This is a genomic window from Streptomyces griseoflavus, assembly GCF_014649995.1.
Classification (GTDB): domain Bacteria; phylum Actinomycetota; class Actinomycetes; order Streptomycetales; family Streptomycetaceae; genus Streptomyces; species Streptomyces griseoflavus.
The window spans coordinates 93,927-117,204 of the sequence record NZ_BMUC01000009.1 but is presented as its reverse complement, the minus strand read 5'-3'; the positions used below and the strand labels follow the sequence as shown (position 1 = coordinate 117,204).

Here is a 23,278-nt window from a genome sequence, read left to right as displayed (position 1 = left end):
CGGTCCACCGGGTACCCGGCGCGGGACCACAACCGCCCATGTCGCGGAGGCAACACCCATGCCCGAGTACGGCTATTTCCTCTCGTGCGAGCAGTACGGTCCCGCGGAGCTGATCGAGCAGGCCCGGATGGCCGAACAGGCCGGGTTCCAGGCGCTGTGGATCTCCGACCACTTCCATCCGTGGAACGACGAGCAGGGGCAGAGCCCCTTCGTGTGGTCGGTGATCGGCGCGCTCTCGGAGGCGGTGTCCCTGCCGGTGGGAACGGCGGTGACCTGTCCCACGGTGCGGACGCACCCGGCGGTGGTGGCGCAGGCGGCGGCCACGAGCGCGGTGATGTCCCCGGGAGAGTTCCGCCTGGGCGTGGGCACGGGCGAGGCGCTGAACGAGCACATACTCGGCGACCACTGGCCGCCCGCGCACGTACGGCTGGAGATGCTGGAGGAGTCGATCCAGGTGATGCGCCGGCTGTTCAGCGGTGACGAGGTCAACCACCACGGCACGCACTACACGGTGGAGAACGCCCGCCTGTACACCGTGCCGGAGCAGCCCGTCCCCATCGACATCTCCGGCTTCGGCCCGGCGGCGACCAAGCTGGCGGCCCGGGTCGGCGACGGCTACATCACAATGATGCCGGACGCCTCGATGGTGGAGCAGTACCGCAAGGGCGGGGGCGGCGGGAAACCGGTCAGCGGCGGCACCAAGGTCTGCTACGGCACCGACCGTGACGAGTGCGTGCGCACGGTGCACCGGCTCTGGGCGAACGAGCAGCTGCCCGGCGAGCTGGGGCAGGTGCTGCCCTCACCGAAGCATTTCGAGCAGGCGCAGACGCTGGTCACCGAGGAGATGGTGCGCGAGAACCGGGTGTGCGGCGACGACGTGGAGGAGCACGTCGCCGAACTCCGGCGGTTCGCCGACGCGGGCTTCGACCGGATCTACGTCAACCAGATCGGCCCGGACCTGCGCGGCTTCTTCGACTTCTACCGCACGAAGGTGCTGCCGCAGCTCCAGACCGCCTGAGCCGGGGGGGGGAGGTTCCGGCGGACGCGCCGCCCGCGGCGCTGCCGGACCCTTCCCCGGCCCCCGCCGGTCCGGTGATCAGGCGCGGGGGGTGTCGCGGTGGCCGGAGTCGTCCGGGCGCGGGGGTACGAGGCCCGCGGTCGGCGGGGTGGAGGGGACCGGCGGGACGGAGGTGCCGCCGGGCGCCGTGGTCCGCCCCGCGGCGGGCCGGGAGGGTGCTGTCCCGGGCCGGGCCGCGCTGCGCAGGGCGTAGGACGCCGCGCCCAGGATCACGGCCGTGATCAGCGCGGCGGCCCAGCCCGGCAGGGCCAGGGCGAGGGCGAGACCGACGGCCAGCGCCACGGCCGCGCCCGCGTACAGGGCGGCGGCGCCCGACCCGGCGTACAGGGCGGCCTTGCGGCGCTGTCCCCGCGCCTGTTCGCGCAGTTCCTCGCGCACGGTCTCGCGGGCCACCTGGGCCAGTTCGTCGACCAGGTGCTTGTCCAGATGCTCCAAGTGCTCCAAACGCTGCATGACGCACGGGTACCCGTGGCCCGCGGCGGGTAACTCCCGCCCCTGCGGAGTGTGAAGAGCGGTGTGGAGATCGTCCGGGGCGAACACCCGGCCCGGGCCGTCCCAACTAGGCTCGTCCTCATGGAGATTCTGGGTGCCACACTGCGCGTCTGCGTCGACGACATCGAGACCGCCATCCCCTTCTACGAGCGGCTGGCCGGCGGCAGGGCCCTCCGCTTCGAGCGGGCCGGCGTCCACGTCGCCGCCGTGGGCTGCTTCCTGTTGATGAGCGGCCCGGCGGCGGAACTGGACGTGCTGCGCAGGGTCGCCGCGACCATCGCGGTGCAGGACGTCGAGGAGGCCGGCCGGGTGCTCGCGGAGATGGGCGCCGACATCATCGCCGGCCCCGTCCCCACCCCGGTGGGCCGCAACCTCATCGCACGGCACCCGGACGGGGCGGTCTACGAGTACGCGGACCGCCGCGCCTGAACCCGGACGGTCACGGAGTGGGCCGCATGCGGAAGTCGTAGCGGTCCGGCAGGGGTTCGGTGGTGAGGGCGGCCCACAGCCGTCCGATGACCTCGTCCCCCTCCCGCAGGTCGGCGACCTCGAAGCCCGCGTCGAACACGGCGCGGGCCTCCTCCTTCCGCCCTTCGGCGAGCAGCAGCGCCACCTCGGCCAGCCGGAACCGTCCACGGGCCCGGGTCGCGGGGTCCAGCCGCCGCCACACGGAGCGGGCGTCCGCGCTGCGCCCCACCGCGAGCAGCGCGTCGACCGCCTCCCGGCCGAGCGCCGCGGTGACGGCCGTCCGGTCGCCCGCCGTCTCGCCGGCCTCGCGGCACAGGTCGTCGAAGGCCTCCAGGTAACGGTCGGCGGCCCGCGCCGGGTTGTGGTCCTCCTGGTCGGAGACCGCCAGGCAGCGCAGCGCCGGCCACGTCGACGACGTGTGCCTGAGGCCCCGCTCCCAGCTGCGCACCGCCTGTGCCCGGTCACCGGCGTGCCACTGGGCGACGCCCAGGTGGTACTCGGTGAGCGGGGTGGCGGGAGCGGTCTCCAGCATGTCCCGCCAGTGCCGGGCGACCAGCGTCCCGCCGGGCGGCCGGCCGGCGGACGGCCCGGGGAAGGAGCCGGCGCGCAGCAGGTGCAGCCAGGGTGCCTGTTCCTCGCCCAGGGTGGCCTCGTCGAAGGGTGTGCCGGGCAGCTTCAGGCCGGCACGCAGCACTTCGAGCGCTCCCCAGCCGGAGCCGGTGGCGAGCCGCTCGCCCGGTGCGGTGTCCGCGTACGGCTGCCAGGCGGCGTACGCGGCGTCGACCCGGGCGCGCGGCAGTACGGCTTCCAGCCGGGTCTCCGCCTCGTCCAGTACGTGGTGCCACTCCCCCCGCGGCGGCGCGGTGAAGGGTCCGTACGCCTCCAGCCAGGACACCTCGCTCTCCGCCTCCAGCGCGACGTGTTCCAGCTGGGTGCGGGCGAGGCCGGCCTGGATCTCGCAGTAGCCGCCGGTGCCGGGCTCGGTCAGCCACCGCTGCCAGCTCCGCCCGCCCGGCCCGCGGCCCCAGACGAACAGTTTGCGGCCGCGCAGGACGTCGGTGGAGGTCTGCGCGAGGCCGTGGCCGTCGGCGTCCAGGGCGGCGATCCAGCGCCTGCGGTCGTCGGGCACGTCGTAGAAGTAGTCGGCCGCGTAGGTGCTGTTGGGCGGGTAGGTGCGGTCGGCTCCGTCGTACTCGGGCACGGGCACCCGGCGCAGTCGCTGTTCGTAGCCGATGGGGGCACCTCCCACGCCCTTCAGGCAGTGGGGGAGGTAGGCCTCGTGGGCGGGGGCGAGGACGCGGCACTCCTCGGGAACGGCGATGTTCGACCACCAGTAGGCCGGTGCCGGCTTCTCGTGCGGGTTGCGGATCCGGACGCCGACGTAGAGGAAGTCGGAGCCGTCCGGCAGCCACAGGTCGACCTGGAAGGGGAGGTCGCGCAGCCGCTCCCACTCCCACAGGCGCAGCATCTCCCCGCCGTCGGGTGCGGGGACGCGGGCGGCGTGCACGGGTGAGCAGGACAGGGTGGTGTGGCCGGTGGCGCCGATGTTCCATTCGATGCCGCCGGAGAACCAGGCGCCGTTGAGGGCGAAGTTGGCGGGCTGGAACACCGGGTTGCGGTACAGGAGTTCGCGGCCGGTGGGCCGGTGGACGAGGGAGGCGACCCGGCCGCCGAGGGCGGGCAGCACAGTGGCGCGCAGCCGGTCGTTCTCGATCACCAGGGCGTCGACGGGGCGGGGTTCGCGGTCGCGGCCGTAGCCGTCGCGGACGGGAACGGGCAGCAGACTGTGCAGGGGTGCGTAGCCGATCTGCCGGGCCATGTCGCGCGGCAGAGCCGCCCTGTCGCGGTCCTCGATGCGGTGCGTCTCGTCGAGGGGCCGCAGGGGCGGCAGCGGGTTGTCGGGGCCCAGATGCGCGGCGGGCAGCGTCAGTACCTCACGTCGGATCGTCGTCACGATCTCCATGGAAGCCGCCCCGGGCCCGCGTGAACAGGGGCGCTGCGGGCCGGGTTCACATCGAGGCGGCGACGACTGTCGCGTCGAAGACGCCGCCGCTCCTGGTCGGAGGGGGCGTCCACCACGGGGATGCTCGTCGTGCGGATCGTCCTCGCCCGCGCGGAGTCCGCTCCTCAGCGGTCCGCCGTCATCTCGCTGGTGATCGCCCAGCGTTCGTGGTCGCGCCAGGCGCCGTCGATGAAGAGCATCTTCGGGGAGAAGCCCTCCAGGCGGAACCCGCAGGAACGGGCCAGGGCGATGGACGCCGCGTTGCCGGGCTGCACGTTGATCTCCAGCCGGTGCAGCCGCATCGGCCCGAAGGCGTACCGCACGAGGAGGTGCAGCCCTTCGCGCATCAGTCCGCGTCCCGCCGCGTGGGCGAAGGCGCCGTAGCCGAGCGCGCCGCACAGGAAGCCGCCCCCGACGATGTTGTTGATGTTGATGAACCCGGCGAGGGCGCCGTCGGCCTCCTTGTCGCACACCAGGAACCCCGCCTTGGTGCGGTCCTCGATGAGCCGCCCGGCATACGCGGCGTACGCGGCCGCGCCGTCCGGCGGGAAGAGCCACGGGTGGTGCAGGTCCTTGCTCTCGCGGGCACGGACGGTGAACTCGGCGCCGTCCGCGTGGGTGAAGTGGCGCAGCCCGACGCGGGCGCCCTCGGCGAGGTAGCGGGAAGCGGTGTGCGGCACCCCGCCACCCTACGACGCACCGGCGGGCCGTGCCGGGCGTCGGGGCCCGGCACGGCCCGCCGGCGGTTCAGGTCAGTGCCGGTTCTTCCAGGGTCAGCGTGCCGGCGTCCGCGTCGAGTTCCGCGGCCACACCGAAGGGGACGGTGAGCCCGTCGTCGCAGTGGCCGAACCCGAACTGCTCGGCCACCGGCACGCCGAGTCCGCCGAGCCGGTCGGCGAGCAGCGTCCGCACCCCCTCGTACGGTTCGCACCGCGCCCAGGAGCCGAGCAGCAGCCCGTGGACGCCGTCCAGCCAGCCGGCCCGCAACAGCTGGGTGAGGTCGCGGTCGAGCCGGTAGGTCTCCTCCCCCACGTCCTCCAGGCAGAGCAGTCCGCCGCGCGCGGAGGGTCTGGCGTGCGGCGTGCCCCGGTCGGAGGCGAGCAGGGAGAGACAGCCGCCCAGGGTGACCCCGCGGGCCCGTCCGGGGACGAGGGCGGTGCCGTCGGAGACGAGGGTGCGGACCGTCTCGGGAGTGAAGAGGGTGGCCCTGAGGTGGTCCTGGGCGCGCGCGCTCTTCACGAAGTCGAGGCCCGCGGCCATCGGCCCGTGCAGGGTCACCAGGCCGAGCCGGACCGCGAACGCCTCGTGCAGCGCGGTGATGTCGCTGAATCCGACGAACACCTTCGGTCCCGCCGCCCGCATCGCCTCCCAGTCGAGGGAGTCGACCATGCGCTGCACGCCGTAGCCGCCGCGGGCGCAGATCACCGCGTCGACGGCCGGGTCGCACCAGGCCGACTGGAGATCGGCGGCCCGCTCGGCGTCGCCGGCCGCGAGGTAGGGGAGCTCGCCGTGCCGGCCGAGGACGTGCGGGGCGACCACCGGGTCGAGGTCCCAGCCGCGCAGGATGTCGAGCCCTGCCTCGAGCCGGTCCTCGGGCACCGGGCCGCTGGGCGCGACGACGGCCACCCGGGCGCCGGCGGCGAGGCGGGAAGGCCGCCGCAGCGGCTCCACCCGGCTCACGCGCCCAGCTCCAGCGTCGGCACACCCGGCGGTTCCATCCCGAACACCTGGGCGTACAGGGACATCTCCGCCTCCAGGGCGCGCACCATCGTCTCCGCCCGCCGGAAGCCGTGGCCCTCGCCCTCGAAGGTGAGGTAGGCGTGCGGTACGCCCCGGCCGGTCAGCCGGGCCAGGAACCGCTCGCACTGCACGGGCGGGCAGATCACGTCGTCCAGTCCCTGGAGCATCAGGAAGGGCACGGACAGCCGGTCGGCGTGCTCGACGGGGGAACGCCGCACGTACCGTTCGGGCACCTCGGCACGCGGGCCGACGAGGGTCTCCAGGTACTGGGACTCGAAGTCGTGGGTCTCCCCCGTGCCCCAGCCGGCGAGGTCGAGCACCGGGTAGATGATGGTGCCGCAGGCGTAGACGTCGGTGGTGGTGAGCGAGGCGGCGGTGGTCCAGCCGCCGGCGCTGCCGCCGCGCACGGCGAGCCGGTCGCGGTCGGCGGTGCCCTCGTCGGCGAGGGCACGGGCGACGGCCGCGCAGTCCTCGACGTCGACCACGCCCCACTGTTCGCGCAGCCGGTTGCGGTACTCGCGCCCGTAACCGGTGGAGCCGCCGTAGTTGACCTCGGCGACGCCGATGCCGCGCGAGGTGAAGTAGGCGACCTCCAGGTCGAGGACGAGCGGCGACCGGCCGGTGGGGCCGCCGTGCGCCCAGATCACGTAGGGCGGGAGCTCGCCGGCGGGCCCGGTGACGCCGGGGTGGTGCGGCGGGTGGACGTGGGCGTGGATCTCCCGGCCGTCCGGTCCGGTAAAGGTGCGGACCCGTGGTTCGGGGTAGTACGCGGGGTCCACGGCGTCCTGGTGCGCGGCGCCGATCACGCGGGCCCGGCCGGTCCTGGTGTCCAGCTCCACCACTTCGTGACCGCTGCGCGGTCCGGCGCCGACGGCGACGACCCGCTCGCCGTGGGCGGCGATGGACGGCGCGAACTCGGTCCAGGGTCCGGCGGCGTCGCAGACCTCACCGGTCTCGGGGTCGAGGATGCCGAGCGCGGGGGCGCCCCGGCCGTGGAGGACGGCGATCAGGCCGCCGTCCAGCGGGGCGAACCAGCGGTGCCCCAGCTTCCACAGGGGTCCGCCGAACTCCTCCTCGCGCGGGCAGAGCGGCTCCCCGTCCCGGTAGAGGTTCCACCAGCCGGTGCGGTCGCTGGTGTACAGCAGCCGGCCGTCGGGGGTCCAGTCCGCCTGGGGGACGGACTCCTCCGGCCCGCCGGCCACCACGCGCGCGCCGGTGAGGGTGCCGTCCGGGGAGACGCCGGCGACGAGGAGTTCGGTGCCGTCCCAGGGCATGCGCGGATGGTCCCAGCCGATCCAGGCCGCGCGCCGGCCGTCGGGCGACAGGCGCGGCCCGGTGACGAACCGGTGCCGTCCGTCGCTCAGTTCCCGCACGCCCTCCCGGTCGTCGGCGGCCGAGCCGTCCAGCGGCACGGCGGCCAGGACGCGGCGCACGTCGCTGAGGCCGTCACCGGTGAACTCCTCCAGGACGCACCACACCTCGTCGCGCCCCGCCGGCAGCACCGGCTCGGCCCAGCGCAGTCCGTCCCCGACCGGGGAGACGGGGGTGAGCGGACGCGGCTCGGCGCCCGGTTCCCACCGGTAGAGGCGCTGGTCGGCGAAGTTCACGAACACCACGACCGGGCCGCCGTCGCGCACGGTGCCGGTCCACGGGAGGCCGCCGTACTCGATGACCCGGGTGCGCACGTTCCACGGCGCGGGCAGCACGGACTCCTCCGTGCCGTCGGCGCGCCGGCGCACCAGGGTGCGCCGGCCGGCCTCGGCGGGCCGGGGCTCGGTCCACCACACCTCCTCGCCGACGAAGCCCACGAACTCGGGGCTGCCGTCGTGGGCCGCGGCCGTGGCCGCGTCGATGGGCGAGGGCCACTCGCCGTACGCCACCGTCTGCACTGTCTCCCCCACTCGTTCAGGCGGTCCGCAGGAACCGGTCGAGGACGCGGACGCCGAAGTGGAGCGCCTCGACCGGGACGCGCTCGTCGACCCCGTGGAAGAGGGCCTGGTAGTCGAAGCCCTCCGGCAGCTTCAGCGGCGCGAAACCGTAGCCGGTGATGCCGAGCCGGGAGAACTGCTTGGCGTCCGTGCCGCCGGACATGCAGTACGGCACGACGTGTCCCTCGGGCGCGAACTCCTCGACGGCGGCCCGCATCCGGGCGAACGTCGGGGTGTCCACCGGCGCCTGCAGGGCCGTCTCGTGGTGTGCGAACTCCCAGTCGACGTCCGGTCCGGTGAGCCGGTCCATGGTCGCCCGGAACTCGTCCTCGGCGCCCGGGAGGAACCGGCCGTCGACGTGCGCCACGGCCTCTCCGGGGATCACGTTGACCTTGTACCCGGCGTCCAGCATGGTCGGGTTGCTGCTGTTGCGGACGGTGGCCTCGACGAGCTTGGCGGCCGGGCCGAGCTTGTCCAGCAGGGCGTCCACGTCGGACAGGTCGGTGTCGATGCCGTACACGGCGGCGATCTCGGTGAGCGCGGCCCGCACCGTCGGGGTGAGGCGCAGCGGCCACTCGTGCTCGCCGATCCGGTTGACGGCGGCGGCGAGGCGGGTGACCGCGTTCTCCCGGTTGACCTTGGAGCCGTGTCCGGCCCGGCCGCGCGCGGTGAGCCTCATCCAGGCGGTGCCGCGCTCGCCGGCCGCGATCGGGTAGAGCTGCCGCCCGGCGCCGTCGTGGAAGGTGAAGGCGCCCGACTCGCTGACGCCCTCGGTGCAGCCCTCGAAGAGGTGGGCGTGCCGGTCGGCGAGGAATCCGGAGCCGTCCTCGGCGCTGGCCTCCTCGTCGGCGGTGAAGGCGATGACGATGTCGCGGCGGGGCCTCACGCCCTCCCGGGCCCAGGCCCGCACCACGGACAGGATCATCGCGTCCATGTTCTTCATGTCGACGGCGCCGCGCCCCCAGACGACCCCGTCGCGGATCTCCCCGGAGAACGGGTGGACGCTCCAGTCGGCCGCCTCGGCCGGTACGACGTCCAGGTGACCGTGGACGAGCAGCGCGTCGGCCGACGGGTCGCTGCCCTCCAGACGCGCGACGACGTTGGTCCGGCCGGGCGTGCGTTCGAGGAGCACCGGCTCCAGGCCGGCCTCGGCGAGCCGGGCCGCGGCGTACTCGGCGGCGGGCCGCTCCTGGCAGTCGCCCCCGCCCCTGTTCGTCGTGTCGATCCTGATCAGGTCGGACGTGAAGGTCACGACCTCGTCCAGGGCCCGCGCGTCAGCCATACTGCTCCTCCACCGCGTTCGAGGCGATCGTGGTGACCGCCTTGAAGGTGCGGATTCCCTCGTACATGGTCGTGCTGGTGTACGCGATCTTCCGCTCGCCGGTCCGGGTCACGCCCGGCACCACGGTGGCGGCCATCGCCAGGTGCTCCGCGTCGAACTCCACCGCCACGGTGAAGGGCCCGCCGTCGACGGGCTCCCGGCGCACCGCCAGCGCCGCCGCGTCCTTGGCGGCGGCGCGGATGTCGGCGGCCGTGCGGGCGGGGGTGCGGCACACCGCCGCGTACCGGGACACATGGTCCTTGACGGCGACCTTCCTGGCCTCGGGCGCGTAACCGAGCGCGTCCTCGCAGGCCACGTCGTCGCCGGTGACCAGGACCACCGGCACGCCGTACTCGGCGACCACGTGCGCGTTGAGCAGGCCCTCGCTGGCCCGTACGTCGTTGACCCACACGCCGGTGATGGAGTTGGCGAGGAAGGTGTGGGCGAGGACGCCCTCCATGCCGGCGCCCGCGTGGTAGCCGATGAAGGCGATGCCGTCGACGTCCCCGTGCTGCACGCCCTCGACCATGGACAGCGCCTTGTGCCGGCCGGTGAGCATCTCGGCCCGCTCGTCCAGCTGTTCGAGGAGCAGGTTACGCATGGTCCAGTGGGCCTCGTTGATCAGCACCTCGTCGGCGCCGCCGTCGAAGAAGCCCTGCACGGCGGCGTTGACGTCCGAGGTGAACATGGACCGGCACCGCTCCCACTGGGGAGTCCCCGGCAGCACGTCGGCCGGCCAGGTGACACCGGTGGCGCCCTCCATGTCGGCGCTGATGAGGATCTTCATGCGGACGACGCTACATGCCGGAGAATCTGCTGGCCAGGGCCGCCTCGACAGTCACAGGTCCACACCACCGGGCCCCGGGTGCCGGCGTGGGCCGTCCGGCCGCGGGCGGGGCGCCGGTCCGGTACGACCCGTCACGCGGAGGCGGCGGGCGGCCCGTGCCGCACCTCCTGCCGAGGGCCGACAGACGGGTGCGGCCTACATGGTCGAGCCATTCCGCATGTAGGCAGACCACATTGTGGGCTTCTGGTGGCGGGAAACACACTGCCGGGTACCGCCCAGGGCACGGTGTTTCCGTGACGGAGCCATGGCTCCGGGGCGCATCCACCGCCGCATCGAGGAGCCGTCCGGTCATGCGTAGATCCGTCCTTCTTCCCGCCGCCGTGGCCGTGATCGCCACCGCGTTCACCGCCTCGTGCTCCAGCCCGGGCAGCAGCACCGCCGCCGGTTCGAAGGAGGTGAGGGTCTCCCTCATCACCTCCACCAGCGGCCCGCTGGCCTCCTACGGCGAACAGTACCTGCGGGGCTTCGAGGCCGGCCTCGACCACGCCACGGACGGCACGGGCACCGTCGACGGCGTCAAGATCACCCTGCTGAAGGACGACGACGGCGGCGACCCGGCCAAGGGCGTCTCCCTGGCCAAGCAGCGCATCGGCCAGGGGGTGCCGATCATCGCCGGCTCCGCGGCCTCCGGGGTGGCCACCCAGATCGCCCCGGTGGCGGCCCAGAACAAGACGCTCTACATCAGCGGGCCCGCCGCCACCGACGCGCTCACCGCCGCCAACCGCTACACCTTCCGCTCCGGCCGCCAGACCTACCAGGACGTGATGACCGCCAAGGGCATCCTGGGCGACTCCCCGGGCAAGAAGGTCGTCGTCCTGGCCCAGGACAACGCCTTCGGGCAGGCCAACGCGGCGGCCGTCAAGTCCGTGCTGGGCACCGGCGGCACCACGGTGACCCCGGTACTGGCCCCGCCCAGCGCCACCGACCTGACCCCCGTGGCGAGCAAGGTCAAGGCGGCCGGGCCGGACATGGTCTTCGTGGCCTGGGCGGGCGACACCGCCCAGGCGATGTGGTCCACCCTGGACCAGCAGGGCGTGCTCGACGCCGCCACGGTCGTCACCGGCCTGGACAGCCGGGCCAGTTACCCCGTCTTCGGCAAGGCACGCGAGAAGGTCACCCTGCTGGCCCACTACGTGCCCGGCGCCGCGAGCACCCCGGAGGCCGAGGCCATGCGGGCGTACTTCGGGAAGAAGAAGTGGGAGGAGGACCTGTTCACGCCGGACGGCTACAACGCCGCCCAGATGGTCGTCGAGGCCGTCAGGGCCGGCGGGGCGGACGCGGACACCGACGCCATGGTCAAGGCCCTCGAGGGCTTCACCTTCTCCGGCGTCAAGGGGCAGAACACCGTACGGGCGGGTGACCACGCGCTGCTCCAGCCCACCTTCCAGGCGAAGTTCACCACGGCCGGCGAACCGGAGGTGTCGCGGACCTTCCCCGCCGAGCAGGTCGCGCCCGCCGAGAAGAAGATCGGCTGACGCATGACGCCCGTACTCCAACTGGACCGGCTCAGCTGGTCCGTCGGCGGAGCCGACATCATCAGCGAGGTCTCCCTCGACGTGGGCGAGGGAGAACTGCTGGCCGTCATCGGCCCCAACGGCGCGGGGAAGACCTCCCTGTTCAACCTCGTCAGCGGTCTGACCCGGCCGACCGGCGGCACCGTCCGCCTCGACGGTCACGACGTCACCGGCCTGCCTCCGCACCGGCGTTCCCGCCGGGGCATCGGGCGCACCTTCCAGTCGTCCTCGGTCTTCTCGACCATGACGGTGGCCGAACACGTGGAGCTGGCCGCCCGGTCCGCCGGGGTGCGCGGGGTCGGCGCGGACGACGTGACCGGCGTACTGGCCCGGGTCCGCCTGGCCGACCGGGGCGCCGACCTCGCGGCCGGCCTGTCCCACGGGGACAAGCGCAAACTCGAGCTGGCGATGCTGCTGGCCCCCACCCTCGACGGTGGCACGGCCGGAGCGCGGCTGATGCTCCTGGACGAACCGATGGCCGGGGTGGCCGCGGAGGAGACCGGCGAACTCACCGACCTCATCCGCTCGCTGCACCGTGACGAGGGCCGGACCGTGCTGCTGGTCGAGCACCACATGGACGTGGTGCTCGGCCTGGCCGACCGGGTCGCCGTCATGCACCACGGGCGGCTGCTCGCCGCCGCGAGTCCCGCCGAGGTCATGGCGGACGCGACCGTTCAACAGGCCTACCTGGGAGATGAGCTGTGACCTCGGAGCCACCGATCCTCACCGTCCGGGGCCTGGACGTGGACATCGCGGGCTCGCGCATCCTGACCGGCGTGGGCTTCGACGTCCCCGCCTCCGGGGTGACCGCCCTGCTGGGCCGCAACGGCGTCGGCAAGACCACCACCATCCGCGCGATCCTCGGCCTGCTGCCCGACGGCGGGCGGGTGACCGCGGGCCGCGTCACCCTCGCCGGCGAGGACATCACCGCCGAACCCACCCACCGCACGGTACGGCGCGGCATCGGCTACGCCCCCGAGGACCGGGGCGTCTTCGCCGGCCTGACCGTCGCCGAGAACCTCGCCCTGGCCGAACGCCCGGGCCACGTCCACCACTACGACCTCGTGCACGACCTGTTCCCCGAACTGGCCGCCCGCCGCGGCCAGCGGGCCGGCACCCTGTCCGGCGGCCAGCAGCAGATGGTCGCCATCGCCCGGACCCTGCTCAACGACAACATCCTCGTCGTCGTCGACGAACCCACCAAGGGCCTCGCCCCGCGCGTGGTCACCGAGGCCACCGAGGTGCTGGAGCGCGCCGCAGAGCGGGTACCGCTGCTGCTCGTCGAACAGAACCTCGCGGTGGTGCGCCGGCTGGCCAGGAGCGCCGTCGTGCTGGACGCCGGCCAGGTGGTGCACACCGGTGACGCCCGCGAACTGCTCGCGGACACGGCACGGACGACCGCGCTGCTGGGCGTCGGCAGTCACTCGAGCAAGGGAGCCGCCTGATGGACACCCTCGTCCTGCTCACCCTGACCGGACTCGGCCTGGGTGCCCTGTACTTCCTCATCGCCTCCGGTCTCGCCCTGATCTTCGGGCTGATGGACGTGCTGAACTTCGCGCACGGCGCCTTCCTCACCGTCGCCTGCTACACCGCCTGGCGCACCGCCGAGACGGTCGGCGGGGTCCCGGGGCTGCTGCTCGCCGCGGTGGTGGGCACGGCCACCGGCCTCGCCCTCGCGGTGGTGGTGGAACTCGTCCTCATCCGGCGGCTGTACGGCCGGGTCAGGGAGCAGATCCTGGTGACCGTGGGGCTCTCGCTGGCCGTCCCGGCTCTGGTGCAGACCGTCTGGGGCGCCGACGCCCGCACCTTCCCGGTCCCCGACGCGCTGAGCGGCACCGTGGGGGTGCTCGGCGCCCGGGTGCCCGTCAACCGCTTCCTGCTGATTGCGGTGGCACTGCTCGTCCTCTTCGGTGTCCGGCTGTTCCTGTCCCGTACGCGCTACGGGCTCATCGTCCGCGCCGGGGTCGAGGACCGGGCGATGGTGACGGCGCTCGGCATCGACGTCACCCGCGCCTTCACCCTGGTGTTCGCGCTCGGCGGCGCTCTGGCGGGCCTCGCCGGCGTGCTCGGCGGGATCTACTTCGGCTCGCTCTCCCCCCATCAGGGCACCTCGCTGCTCGTCTTCGCCTTCGTCGTCGTGATCATCGGCGGCCTGGTGTCGATCACCAGCGTCGCGCTGTCCGCGCTCAGCGTGGGCCTGGTGCAGCAGTACGCCAACTACTACGCGGGCGGCTACGGCGACCTCGCCGTCGTCTTCCTGCTCGCCGCCGTCGTACTGACCCGGCCGGCGGGCGGTACCGGTTCGCCGCTGCTGCGGCTGCGCCGCGCGCTCGCCGCACACCGGACACAAGCCGCAGGAGGCACGGCATGACCGCCACCCGTACCCCGCGGGCGACGCCCGCCGCCGCACCGGTGAAGGGCCCCGCACCGGACGGGGCCGGGCGGCTGCGGCGGATCCGGCCGCTGACCCTCCCGGCCGGCGTGCTGCTGCTCCTCGCGCTGCTGCCGTACTCCGCGGTGGAGATCCCGGTCCTGCTCGACGGTCCGGTCAACTCCCCCGGTTCACTGCAGCTGTTCGCGCTGTGCATCGTCTTCGGCGGGCTGGCGCTCGGCTACGACCTGATGTTCGGCCGTACCGGGCTGCTGTCCTTCGGCCACGCCCTCTACATCGCCGGCGGCGCCTACGGGACCCAGCTGGCCATGGCCGAGCTCGGTCTGGGTCTGGTACCCGCCGCCCTGCTCACCGTGGTCCTCGGCACGCTGGCCGCCGTCGTCCTGGGCGCCATCTCGCTGCGCACCCTCGCCCTCGGCAGCGTGGGCTTCGCCATGGTCACCCTCGCGTTCGCCCAAGCCGGGTCGATCTACGTGGAGCGCAACCCCGGCGGTCTCACCGGCGGCGAGGAAGGTCTTCCCCTGCACGTCGAGGGGGTGCCGGCGGCGCTCGTCGGCGTGCAGAACACCGTCCACATCTACTGGCTCGCCCTCGGCTACCTGGTCCTGGTGGCGGCCGTCGTGTGGACCGTCACCGCCCGCCCGGTCGGCCGCGTGTGGCAGGGCATCCGCGACAACGAGCAGCGCGTCGCGGTCCTCGGCCGCAGCCCGTTCGCCTACAAACTGGGCGCCTTCACCCTCGCGTCCGCCCTCGCCGTCCTCGGAGGTGTGCTGCACCTGCTGGTGACGGCGGGCGCCACCCCGCACACCTCGACCCCGGAGTTCACCCTCACCCTGCTGGTGATGGTGGTGCTGGGCGGCAGCGGCACCCGCTGGGGGCCCGTCGTCGGCGGGGTGCTCTTCACCTACCTCGACCAGCGGCTCGGCGGCTGGAACCTCGGTGTGGAGCCGATGCTGGTCCTCGGGGCGCTCTTCGTCCTCGCCGTCTACGCCGCCCCCGGCGGCATCACCGCCCTGGGCCGAAGGAGGAGATCATGACCGCGTCCGTCCCCGGCCTCGTGACGCAGAGCCTCACCGTCCCGGTGAGCGGCGGCGAACTGGCCGTCACCCGGTGGCCGGGCTCCGGCCCGCCGGTCGTCGCGCTGCACGGCATCACCGCCAACTCCCTGGCCTTCGCGGACCTGGCCGAGGAACTGCCGGACGCCGACCTCTACGCCCCCGACCTGCGGGGGCGGGCCGCCAGCGCGGCCCTGCCCGGTCCGTACGGTCTGGCCGCGCACGTCCGGGACACCGTCGCCCTCCTCGACCACCTCGGGCGGCGGCAGGCGGTGCTCGTGGGCCATTCCATGGGCGCCTTCGTGGCGGCGCTGGCCGCCGCCCGCCACCCGGAGCGCTTCCCGCGGGTGGTCCTGGTCGACGGCGGCCTGGGCTTCCCCGCTCCCGCGGGCACCGACATCGACGAGCTGCTGCAGGCCGTCATCGGTCCGGCGATGGACCGGCTGTCCATGACCTTCGAGGACCGGGAGTCCTACCTGGCGTTCTTCCGCGCCCACCCCGCGCTCGCCCCGCACTGGGGCCCGCGGGTGGCCGCCTACGTCGACCGCGACCTCACGGGCCGCGCGCCCGAGCTGCGCAGCAGCTGTGTGCTCGACGCGGTACGCGCGGACGGCGCCGACGTGCTCGGTGATCCCGAGGTCCTGGCCGCCGTGCACCGGTCACAGGTGCACGGCACCCTGCTGTGGGCCGAACGCGGCCTGCTCGACGAACCGCGGGCGCTCTACGATCCCGAACGTGTCGCCGCGGCCGGCCTCGACCCGGACCGGATGCCGGCCCGCCGCGTCGACGGCACCAACCACTACTCGATCCTCTTCCCGCCGGCCGCCGGCGAAGTCGCCGCCGCGGTGCGGGCCGCGATGCCCGGACGGGGCGAGGGGTGAGGCGCGTCGCGGACACCTGAGCCCGTCCGTCCCCCCAAAAAAGCCGGAGCCCGGCGCCTGCGCAGGCGCCGGGCTCCGGCTTTTTTGGGGGGACGGGGGTGCTGGGGCGCGGTCCGCCTCACAGCGCCCCGCCGGGCGTGTCCGCTGCGGAAGCGAGGGCCGTGCGACACGGCCGTCGGAAGCGAGCGCCGTGCGACACGGCCGTCGGAAGCGAGCGCCGTGCGACACGGCCGTCGGAAGCGAGGGCCGTGCGACACGGTCGAGGCGCCGGGCGACGGTGCCGGCATCGGCGGGGGACGTCCTCGGTACGGACCCGGCCGGCGCCGTGGCCGTGGTCCGATGCCCCGCCGGGCGCCGCGCCGGGCGCCGTGGCCGAGGACGGATCCCGTCGGCTCGCGGGCGGAACGACGGGTCCCCCCCTCCTCCCGGCCCGGGCCGGCCCGGCGCCCTCCGCGTCGTGAACGCCCGAGCCGTCCCCGCGCCCGCGGGGGCGGGCGGCCGGGACGGCGGGTGCGGTGTTCGGTGCGTGCCGGTGGTCCGCCCGTCTCCTGCTCACGGGCGGACCACGGTACGGCGGTGGCGTCGCGTCAGGCCCGGTCGGTACGGGCGAGCGCCGGCTCCTGTCCCTGCGGGGGCGCCGGTGACTCCTTGACCGACTGGGTGAGGTCGCGCCCGCGGGTCTCCTTGATGACCACGACGGTGAGGGCGGTGATCAGGGCGGAGGCACAGAGGTACAGGGCGATGGGCGTCGAGGTTCCGTACCGCCTGAGGAGTTCGACGGCGATGATCGGGGCGAGCGCCCCGGCGAGGATGGAGGCGAGCTGCGAGCCCACCGAGGCCCCGGAGTAGCGCACCTTGGTGTCGAACATCTCGGAGATGAAGGCGGCCTGCGGTCCGTACATGGCGCCGTGGAGCAGCAGGCCCACGGTGACCGACAGGGTGATCACGGTGAAGGACTCGCTGTCGACCAGGGAGAAGAAGGCGAACGCCCAGACGGCCATGCCGACCGCGCCGATCATCGTCACCGGCCTGCGGCCCAGGCGGTCGGAGAGCGCCCCCCACAGCGGGATGGTGACGAAGTGGACGGCGGAGGCGATCAGGACCGCGTTCAGCGCGGTGCTCTTGGGCAGCTCCAGGTGGGTGGTGACGTACACCAGCAGGAAGGAGGTCAGGATGTAGTAGGAGATGTTCTCGCCGAACCGGACGCCGATCGCCCCGAGCACCTCGCGCCAGCTGCGCCGGAAGACCTCGACCACGGGCGGCTTCTCCTCGGCTCCCTCGGCGGCGGCCGCTTCGGCCTTGGCCTGGGCGGCAAGGAACACCGGCGATTCGGAGACCGAGACACGGATCCACAGTCCGATCAGGACCAGGACGCCGGAGAGCAGGAAGGGGATGCGCCAGCCCCAGGACTGGAAGGCCGCCTCGGACTGGACGGACGCCAGCACCGCGAGGACGGCCGTGGCCAGCAGGTTGCCGGCGGGGACGCCGCACTGCGGCCAGGACGCCCAGAAGCCCCGGTGCTTGTCGCCGCCGTGCTCGGAGACGATCAGCACCGCTCCGCCCCATTCGCCGCCCAGAGCGAAGCCCTGGATCAGGCGCAGGACGGTGAGCAGGATCGGGGCGCCGACGCCGATGCTGCCGTAGGTGGGCAGCAGGCCCATGGCGAAGGTGGCGCCGCCCATCATCAGCAGGCTGAGCACGAGCAGCTTCTTACGGCCGATCTTGTCGCCGTAGTGCCCGAAGACCATGCCGCCGATCGGCCGGGCCAGGAAGCCGATCGCATAGGTCATGAAGGCGAGCAGCGTGCCCACCAGCGGATCGCTGCTGGGGAAGAAGAGGGTGTTGAACACCAGCGCGGCGGCGGAGCCGTAGAGGAAGAAGTCGTACCACTCGACGGTGGTGCCGATCAGGCTCGCGCCGACGACACGTGCGATGCCACCGGGACGGGGCTCGCCCGGCTTGGCGGGTGTGGTCTCGGACATGGGTTCACCGATTCTCGGGTGAGGTGCGGGTGCGGGGACGGACGTGGGGGGTGGTCGTGGGGGCGGGCGGGTCAGCCGGCTCCCCAGCCGCCGTCGAGCGGCAGGGAGATGCCCGTGACGTAGCTGCTGTGGTCGGCGCACAGCCACAGCGCGGCGGCGGCGACCTCCTCCGGCTCCAGGAGGCGCTTGACGGGTGAGCGGGTGAGCAGCACGTCGGTCAGGACGTCGCCGGCGCTGATGCCGTGCGCGGCGGCCTGGTCGCGGATCTGGTTCTCCACCAGGGGGGTGCGGACGTAGCCGGGGTTGACGCAGTTGCTGGTCACGCCGTGGGGGGCGCCCTCGATCGCGGCCACCTTGCTCAGGCCCTCGAGTGCGTGCTTGGCGGTGACGTAGGCGGACTTGTAGGCGCTGGCCCGCAGCCCGTGGACGCTGGAGACGTTGATCAGCCGTCCCCAGCCCTGCCCGTACATGTGCGGGAGGCTGCGGCGCATCAGCAGGAACGGGGCGGTGACCATCACCCGCTGGATGAGGTCGAAGCGCTCCGGAGGGAACTCGGTCAGGGGCGCCACGTGCTGGAGACCGGCGTTGTTGACCAGGATGTCGACCTCCGTGGGCAGCGTGTCCAGCGCCGCCGGGTCCGCAAGGTCGACGACATGCGCCTCTCCCCCGATCTCGGCGGCGGCCTTCCTGGCCGATTCGGCGTCCCGGTCGACCACGTGCACGGTGGCCCCGGCCCCGGCCAGCGCCGCGGCGCATGCCTTGCCGATACCGCTGCCGCCGCCCGTGACCAGGGCGGTCCTGGACGTCAGGTCCACGCCCGCGCCGGCCGGGGCGGGGCGGGGGGCGGGACGAGGTGTTTCGCTTGTCATGGCCGGAAACAGTACGGACGCCTCACCGCGACACCTATGTGTGTGGGGCACATAGAAGCTGCTCGATCGGTGGAGGGCCACCCACGGGCCTCGCGGGGCAGCGCAGGGCGCCGCAGGTGCCCCGGGCCGGGCAGCACCTGCGGCGGCGAGCGGCTCGCGGATCAGGGGCAGTTCCCGTCCGCGAGGGTGAAGTAGCCGGCGGGCGACTCCTTCAGGGTGTGGGTGACGTAGACGTTGTACAGGCCCATGTCCTGCCCGGAGCCCTTGGCGTGGGTGCGACCCCCGCTGGTGACGGCGCGTCCCGCCTGGACGTGGGCGTAGTTGGAGGCGGTCCAGCAGGCGGCGGCCGCGCCGGTGGTCCGCGCGGTGACCGTGCCGGAGAGCCGTCCCGTCCTGCCCTCGCCGTCGCGGGCCGCGACGGCGTAGGTGTGGGACGAGCCGGGGGCGAGCCCGCTGTCGGTGTAGGACGTGGAGTCCGCCGTGGCGACCGGGACACCGTCGCGGTGGACGGCGTATCCCGTGGCGCCGTCCACGGCGTTCCAGGTCAGGCCGATGGTGGTGTCGGTGGCCCCGGCCGGGGCGAGGCCGGTCGGAGCGGGCAGCACCCCGGTGCCGGGGCCGGGTCCGTCCAGGCCGAAGAAGCGGCTGATCCAGTGGCTGGAGCAGATCGAGTCCGCGAAGTGGGCGGTACCGGTGCCGCCGCACTGCTGGGGGCCGCTGCCCGGATCGACCGGTGTGGCGTGCCCGATGCCCGGCACCCGGTTGACCTCGACGGCCACCGAACCGTCCGCGGCGACGTACTCCTCGTGCCGGGTGGAGTTCGGGCCGATGACGGACGTACGGGTCGGTGTCCGGGACAGGCCGTGCAGCTCGGTCCACTGGTCGCGCAGTTCGTCGGCGTTGCGCGGCACGACGGTGGTGTCCCGGTCACCGTGCCAGACGGCCACGCGCGGCCAGGGACCCGTCCACGACGGGTGGGCGTCGCGGACCCGCTGGGCCCACTGGGCCGGGGTCCGGTCGACCCCGGGGTTCATGCAGGTGTAGGCCGCCATCATGTCGTCGGCGCAGCCGTGGGGCAGCCCGGCGACGACCGCGCCGGCCCGGAAGACGTCCGGGTAGGCGGCGAGCACCACCGAGGTCATGCCACCGCCGGCGGAGAGACCGGTGACGTAGGTCCGCCCGGCGTCCGCGCCGTAGGCGGAGACGGTGTGCGCGGCCATCTGCCGGATCGACTCGGCCTCGCCCTGGCCCCTGCGGTTGTCGGCGGGCTGGAACCAGTTGAAGCACTTGCCCGCGTTGTTGGCGCTGGTGGTCTCGGCGAGGACCACCAGGAAGCCGTGCCGGTCGGCGAGTTCGGGCAGACCGGAGTTGTCGGCGTACGTCTGGGCGTTCTGACCGCAGCCGTGCAGGGCGAACACCACCGCCGGAGCGGCGGGCAGGGAGGCGGGCCGGTAGACGTACATGTTCAGCCCGCCCGGGTTGGCGCCGAAGCCGGTGACCCGGGTCAGGCCGACGGCGGCGTGGGCCTCCGGTGCCGGGCCGGCCAGGGCCGGCGCCAGGACCAGCGCGACGACGGCCACGAGCCGGGACAGCAGGCCGAAACGGCCACGGCGTGTACGGGACGGCACGGGGCCGGGGGGCGGAGCGGGCGGGGCGCTCGAGCGCGGGGCGGCGGGTGTCCGGCGGGGCGGCGACTGCATGGCGGCTCCTCGGTGCGGGGGGAATCCGGGCCGCTCCCTGGGCGTGGATCGGCGGGAGCGGCCCGGTGTCCGGCACCGTAGGGGTCGTTCAACGTGCAACGGTATGGCGGGTGCCACCACAGCCGGCCCCCGCCGGCACTGCCCCGCACCGGTTGCGCCGCCGGCGTCCGCCTGCTAGCGGGACCGTCGTCCCACCCGGGCCGGCGCTCGGCGGCGGGGCCGTCACCTCGCACCACACGCTCCTGCCGGCCGTGGTGCGGCTCGTGCCCCGCTCGCGGGCGAGGGTGCAGGCCACCCGCAGGCCGCGCCCGGCCTCGTCCGTCGGTCGTGCGCCACGCGGCGCCGGCGGTTCGTGGTCGCCGTCCGCCGCCCCGCACGGCAGCGTGCCGCCGCGCACCAGCCGGGGCGCCACCGGGGCGGGCACGGAAGTGCCGTACGGCGCCGGTGACGAGCCCGGAGAACCGTCTCAGTCCTCGTGACCCAGCTGGAGGTCGCGTTCCGTCCGGCCTCCGCCGGCCACTTGGAGCACGGTCGCGACCGGTGGGTAGCCGGCGGCGATGACGGTGTACTCCCCGGAGGAGAGGTCGACGAAGCGGAAGGTGCCGTCGGGTCCGGTGGTGAGGGTGTCGACGACGTTGCCCGCCGCGTCCAGGAGGGTCACCCGCGCCTCCTCGACGGGCCGTCCGCCGCCCGCCCGCACGGTGCCGCGGAGCACGGCGCCGCCGGCGAGTTCGACGTCCTGGCGGGTCTCGCGGGCGGCCTGGACGGTGACCGGGAGGGCGGCCGGCCGGAAGGCGGGGGCGCTCGCGGCGAGCGTGTACTCGCCGGCCACCAGCTCGGTGATGACGTAACCGCCCTCGCGGCCGCTGCGGGTACTGGCGACGACCTCGCCGTGGACGTTGGTGAGGGTGACGGCGGCGTCCCGTACGGGTGTGCCGTCGGCGGTGACGACGCTGCCGGCCAGGCGGCCCGCGCCGCCGAGGACGACGTCGAGTTCGACGGGCCGCTCGCCGACGGTCACTGAGACCGCCTGCGGCTGGTGGCCGCCCGCGGCGGCGATCAGGACGTACGCGCCCGGGCCGGGCGTGGCCAGCGCGTACCGGCCGTCCTCGCCGCTGGCGCCGCGTCCGGTCTGCTGTCCCGAGACGTCGATGAGGGTGAGGGCCGCGCGGGGCACGGCGGTCCCGTCGGGATGCTGGACGGTGCCGCAGACGGGGATGCCGCCGGTGTGCGGCAGGCGCGGCCCGGCGGGGTTCGCCCCGCCGGCCGAGCGGGGGCGGGCGGGCGGCACCCGCGGGTCGGAGTACGGCGCCTGCTGGGCGGGGTCGGCGGTGGGGGCGTGGTGGGACACCAGTGGTTTCTCCTTGAGGAAGAAGGCGATGAGCAGGCCGAGGACGAGCACCGGCACCAGGTAGAGGAAGATGCGCGGCATGGCGTCGGCGTAGGCCTGCACGTAGGCGTCGCGCAGCCCGGGCGGCAGCGCGCGCACCGACTCGGGGGTGACGGACGCGGCGTCCGGCGCGGCCGCGTCCGCGGGGAGGCGCTCGGCGAGCGCGTCGTCGAGCCGGTCGGCGAAGAGGGTGCCGAAGACGGCGGCCCCGACGCTGCCGCCGATCTGCCGGAAGTAGTTGTGGGCGCTGGTGGCGGTGCCGAGGTCGGCGGGGCGCGCCGCGTTCTGCACGGCGAGGACCAGCACCGGCATCACCATGCCGATGCCGGTGCCCAGGACGGCCATCCAGACGCTGTAGTGCAGCCGGGGGGTGCCGGTCTCCAGGCGGGAGAGCAGCCCCATGCCGACGACCGCGAGGGCCGCGCCGGCGACGGGGTGCCACCGGTAGCGGCCGGTGCGGGTGATGAGCTGGCCGGAGACGACGGAGGCGCCGACGATGCCGCCCATCATGGGCAGCATCAGCAGCCCGGACTCGGTGGCGGAGGCCCCGTCGACCATCTGCAGGTACGTGGGCAGGTAGCTCGCGGCGCCGAACAGGGCGACGCCGATCACCAGGCCCACCAGGCCGGTGATGTTGAAGACGGAGTCGCGGAACAGCCGCAGCGGGATGAGGGGTTCGGCGGCGAAGCGTTCGACGAGGAGGAAGAGCGCGGTGGCCGCGGCGGCGCCCGCGCCGAGTCCGAGCACGGTGCGGGAGTCCCAGGCGTACTCGGTGCCGCCCCAGGTGGTCAGCAGCACCAGGCAGGTGGAGGCGGCGGCCAGCAACAGGGTGCCGAGGACGTCGAAGCGGCCCCGCGCGGCCGGCTTGGGCAGCTTGAGCACCAGGGCCACGACGACCATGGTGACGAGGCCGAAGGGGATGTTGATGTAGAAGCACCAGCGCCAGGAGAGGTGGTCGGTGAACCAGCCGCCGAGCAGGGGGCCGGCGACGGAGGCCAGGCCGAAGGCGGCGCCGATGAGCCCCATGAAGCGGCCGCGCTGCCGCGCGGGCACGATGTCCGCCATGATCGCCTGGACGCCGATCATCAGCCCGCCCGCGCCGACGCCCTGCACCGCGCGGTAGGCGATCAGCTGGTCCATGGTCGTCGCCCGTCCGGCCAGCGCGGAGCCGATGACGAAGACGAGGATGGCGAACTGGAACACGCCCTTGCGGCCGAGCAGGTCGCCGAGCTTGCCGTAGACCGGGAGGCCGATGGTGGAGGTGAGCAGATAGGCGGTGATCGCCCAGGACATGCTGTCCAGGCCGTGCAGCTCGCCGACGATCTTCGGCAGCGCGGTGGCGACGATCATCTGCTCCAGGGCGGCGAGGAGCAGCGCGAGCATCAGGGCGACGAAGACGAGCCGGACCCGGCGCGGGCTCAGGCCCGGCTCCGCGACCGGTGCCGGGGGCGGCGGGCCCCCGGCCGGTGGTGCCGTGACCGGCTCGTCCTGCGTCAGAGTGATCCCGCCCACGTGCCGCTCCCCTCGTCGCACCGCCGGACAATTCCCGCGTAAAAGCGACAACTACGAGCAAGCGCGGCGAGTTACGGGACAGAGACGGTCCGTCGGCGGATCACTCG

19 protein-coding genes are annotated in these 23,278 nt (G+C 73.9%); 8 read left to right on the top strand and 11 right to left on the bottom strand.

The window, feature by feature from the left end; genetic code table 11:
* Positions 1-58: 58 nt before the first annotated feature.
* Positions 59-1,018, top strand: coding sequence for an LLM class F420-dependent oxidoreductase (locus IE172_RS19700; RefSeq protein ID WP_190098557.1), 960 nt, complete (start codon positions 59-61; stop codon positions 1,016-1,018).
* 78 nt (positions 1,019-1,096) lie between these two features.
* Here the strand turns inward: IE172_RS19700 and IE172_RS19695 are convergent, their stop codons facing one another.
* Complete coding sequence (locus tag IE172_RS19695; protein ID WP_190098556.1) at positions 1,097-1,531, bottom strand: phage holin family protein; 435 nt, start codon at positions 1,529-1,531, stop codon at positions 1,097-1,099.
* Between the two features lie 120 nt (positions 1,532-1,651).
* Here IE172_RS19695 and IE172_RS19690 point away from each other — a divergent pair, with 120 nt between their 5' ends.
* A complete protein-coding gene (locus IE172_RS19690; RefSeq protein ID WP_190098555.1) occupies positions 1,652-1,999 on the top strand; it encodes a VOC family protein in 348 nt (115 codons plus the stop codon).
* Between the two features lie 10 nt (positions 2,000-2,009).
* On the opposite strand, the gene IE172_RS19685 is transcribed toward IE172_RS19690, so the two are convergent.
* The 6 genes from IE172_RS19685 to IE172_RS19660 all read right to left on the bottom strand — a co-directional run bounded on the left by IE172_RS19685 (position 2,010) and on the right by IE172_RS19660 (position 9,816).
* Positions 2,010-4,001: a DUF5107 domain-containing protein gene (locus IE172_RS19685; RefSeq protein ID WP_190098554.1), complete on the bottom strand. Its 1,992-nt coding sequence runs from the start codon at positions 3,999-4,001 to the stop codon at positions 2,010-2,012.
* Between the two features lie 164 nt (positions 4,002-4,165).
* Positions 4,166-4,720 (bottom strand): GNAT family N-acetyltransferase, encoded by a 555-nt coding sequence (locus tag IE172_RS19680; protein WP_190098553.1) that lies wholly within the window; start codon positions 4,718-4,720, stop codon positions 4,166-4,168.
* A gap of 67 nt (positions 4,721-4,787) precedes the next feature.
* Positions 4,788-5,711 carry a S66 peptidase family protein gene (locus IE172_RS19675; protein WP_190098792.1) on the bottom strand — a complete coding sequence of 308 codons (924 nt, stop codon included), beginning with the start codon at positions 5,709-5,711 and terminating at the stop codon, positions 4,788-4,790.
* A 5-nt stretch (positions 5,712-5,716) separates the two neighbouring features.
* Positions 5,717-7,681, bottom strand: coding sequence for a prolyl oligopeptidase family serine peptidase (locus tag IE172_RS19670; protein ID WP_190098552.1), 1,965 nt, complete (start codon positions 7,679-7,681; stop codon positions 5,717-5,719).
* A 4-nt stretch (positions 7,682-7,685) separates the two neighbouring features.
* Positions 7,686-8,990 carry a M20/M25/M40 family metallo-hydrolase gene (locus tag IE172_RS19665; RefSeq protein WP_190098551.1) on the bottom strand — a complete coding sequence of 435 codons (1,305 nt, stop codon included), beginning with the start codon at positions 8,988-8,990 and terminating at the stop codon, positions 7,686-7,688.
* Positions 8,983-9,816 (bottom strand): M55 family metallopeptidase, encoded by an 834-nt coding sequence (locus tag IE172_RS19660; RefSeq protein WP_190098550.1) that lies wholly within the window; start codon positions 9,814-9,816, stop codon positions 8,983-8,985. The genes IE172_RS19665 and IE172_RS19660 overlap by 8 nt, the downstream gene beginning before the upstream one ends.
* 350 nt (positions 9,817-10,166) lie before the next feature.
* Here IE172_RS19660 and IE172_RS19655 point away from each other — a divergent pair, with 350 nt between their 5' ends.
* From IE172_RS19655 to IE172_RS19630, 6 genes are read left to right on the top strand one after another with little or no spacing between them, the layout of a single operon-like run.
* On the top strand, positions 10,167-11,351 hold the full coding sequence (locus IE172_RS19655) for a substrate-binding domain-containing protein (protein WP_190098549.1): 1,185 nt from the start codon (positions 10,167-10,169) through the stop codon (positions 11,349-11,351).
* A gap of 3 nt (positions 11,352-11,354) precedes the next feature.
* The gene (locus IE172_RS35130; RefSeq protein ID WP_190098548.1) at positions 11,355-12,095 is read left to right on the top strand and encodes an ABC transporter ATP-binding protein; all 741 of its coding nucleotides are present in this window, start codon (positions 11,355-11,357) and stop codon (positions 12,093-12,095) included.
* Positions 12,092-12,835: an ABC transporter ATP-binding protein gene (locus IE172_RS19645; RefSeq protein WP_190098547.1), complete on the top strand. Its 744-nt coding sequence runs from the start codon at positions 12,092-12,094 to the stop codon at positions 12,833-12,835. Before IE172_RS35130 ends, IE172_RS19645 begins: the two co-directional genes overlap by 4 nt.
* Entirely contained in the window at positions 12,835-13,761 is a 927-nt protein-coding gene (locus tag IE172_RS19640) for a branched-chain amino acid ABC transporter permease (RefSeq protein ID WP_190098546.1), read from the top strand. Before IE172_RS19645 ends, IE172_RS19640 begins: the two co-directional genes overlap by 1 nt.
* Complete coding sequence (locus tag IE172_RS19635) at positions 13,758-14,819, top strand: branched-chain amino acid ABC transporter permease (protein WP_190098545.1); 1,062 nt, start codon at positions 13,758-13,760, stop codon at positions 14,817-14,819. The genes IE172_RS19640 and IE172_RS19635 overlap by 4 nt, the downstream gene beginning before the upstream one ends.
* Positions 14,816-15,718, top strand: coding sequence for an alpha/beta fold hydrolase (locus IE172_RS19630; protein ID WP_190098544.1), 903 nt, complete (start codon positions 14,816-14,818; stop codon positions 15,716-15,718). Before IE172_RS19635 ends, IE172_RS19630 begins: the two co-directional genes overlap by 4 nt.
* Before the next feature lie 587 nt (positions 15,719-16,305).
* Here IE172_RS19630 and IE172_RS19625 read toward each other — a convergent pair.
* From IE172_RS19625 to IE172_RS19610, 4 genes are all read right to left on the bottom strand, one after another.
* A complete protein-coding gene (locus IE172_RS19625; RefSeq protein ID WP_190098543.1) occupies positions 16,306-17,700 on the bottom strand; it encodes an MFS transporter in 1,395 nt (464 codons plus the stop codon).
* A gap of 71 nt (positions 17,701-17,771) precedes the next feature.
* Positions 17,772-18,569 carry a 3-hydroxybutyrate dehydrogenase gene (locus tag IE172_RS19620; protein WP_190098542.1) on the bottom strand — a complete coding sequence of 266 codons (798 nt, stop codon included), beginning with the start codon at positions 18,567-18,569 and terminating at the stop codon, positions 17,772-17,774.
* A gap of 161 nt (positions 18,570-18,730) precedes the next feature.
* Positions 18,731-20,269, bottom strand: a complete 1,539-nt coding sequence (locus IE172_RS19615) for an extracellular catalytic domain type 1 short-chain-length polyhydroxyalkanoate depolymerase (RefSeq protein WP_190098541.1) — start codon at positions 20,267-20,269, stop codon at positions 18,731-18,733.
* 466 nt (positions 20,270-20,735) lie between these two features.
* Positions 20,736-23,171: an MFS transporter gene (locus tag IE172_RS19610; RefSeq protein ID WP_190098540.1), complete on the bottom strand. Its 2,436-nt coding sequence runs from the start codon at positions 23,169-23,171 to the stop codon at positions 20,736-20,738.
* Between the last annotated feature and the right edge of the window lie 107 nt (positions 23,172-23,278).

Coding starts and splice junctions, on each gene's coding strand:
- IE172_RS19700 (WP_190098557.1), top strand. CDS start 59: ATGCCCGAGTACGGCTATTTCCTCTCGTGCGAGCAGTACGGTCCCGCG.
- IE172_RS19695 (WP_190098556.1), bottom strand. CDS start 1,531: ATGCAGCGTTTGGAGCACTTGGAGCATCTGGACAAGCACCTGGTCGAC.
- IE172_RS19690 (WP_190098555.1), top strand. CDS start 1,652: ATGGAGATTCTGGGTGCCACACTGCGCGTCTGCGTCGACGACATCGAG.
- IE172_RS19685 (WP_190098554.1), bottom strand. CDS start 4,001: ATGGAGATCGTGACGACGATCCGACGTGAGGTACTGACGCTGCCCGCC.
- IE172_RS19665 (WP_190098551.1), bottom strand. CDS start 8,990: ATGGCTGACGCGCGGGCCCTGGACGAGGTCGTGACCTTCACGTCCGAC.
- IE172_RS19660 (WP_190098550.1), bottom strand. CDS start 9,816: ATGAAGATCCTCATCAGCGCCGACATGGAGGGCGCCACCGGTGTCACC.
- IE172_RS19655 (WP_190098549.1), top strand. CDS start 10,167: ATGCGTAGATCCGTCCTTCTTCCCGCCGCCGTGGCCGTGATCGCCACC.
- IE172_RS35130 (WP_190098548.1), top strand. CDS start 11,355: ATGACGCCCGTACTCCAACTGGACCGGCTCAGCTGGTCCGTCGGCGGA.
- IE172_RS19640 (WP_190098546.1), top strand. CDS start 12,835: ATGGACACCCTCGTCCTGCTCACCCTGACCGGACTCGGCCTGGGTGCC.
- IE172_RS19635 (WP_190098545.1), top strand. CDS start 13,758: ATGACCGCCACCCGTACCCCGCGGGCGACGCCCGCCGCCGCACCGGTG.
- IE172_RS19630 (WP_190098544.1), top strand. CDS start 14,816: ATGACCGCGTCCGTCCCCGGCCTCGTGACGCAGAGCCTCACCGTCCCG.
- IE172_RS19625 (WP_190098543.1), bottom strand. CDS start 17,700: ATGTCCGAGACCACACCCGCCAAGCCGGGCGAGCCCCGTCCCGGTGGC.
- IE172_RS19620 (WP_190098542.1), bottom strand. CDS start 18,569: ATGACAAGCGAAACACCTCGTCCCGCCCCCCGCCCCGCCCCGGCCGGC.
- IE172_RS19615 (WP_190098541.1), bottom strand. CDS start 20,269: ATGCAGTCGCCGCCCCGCCGGACACCCGCCGCCCCGCGCTCGAGCGCC.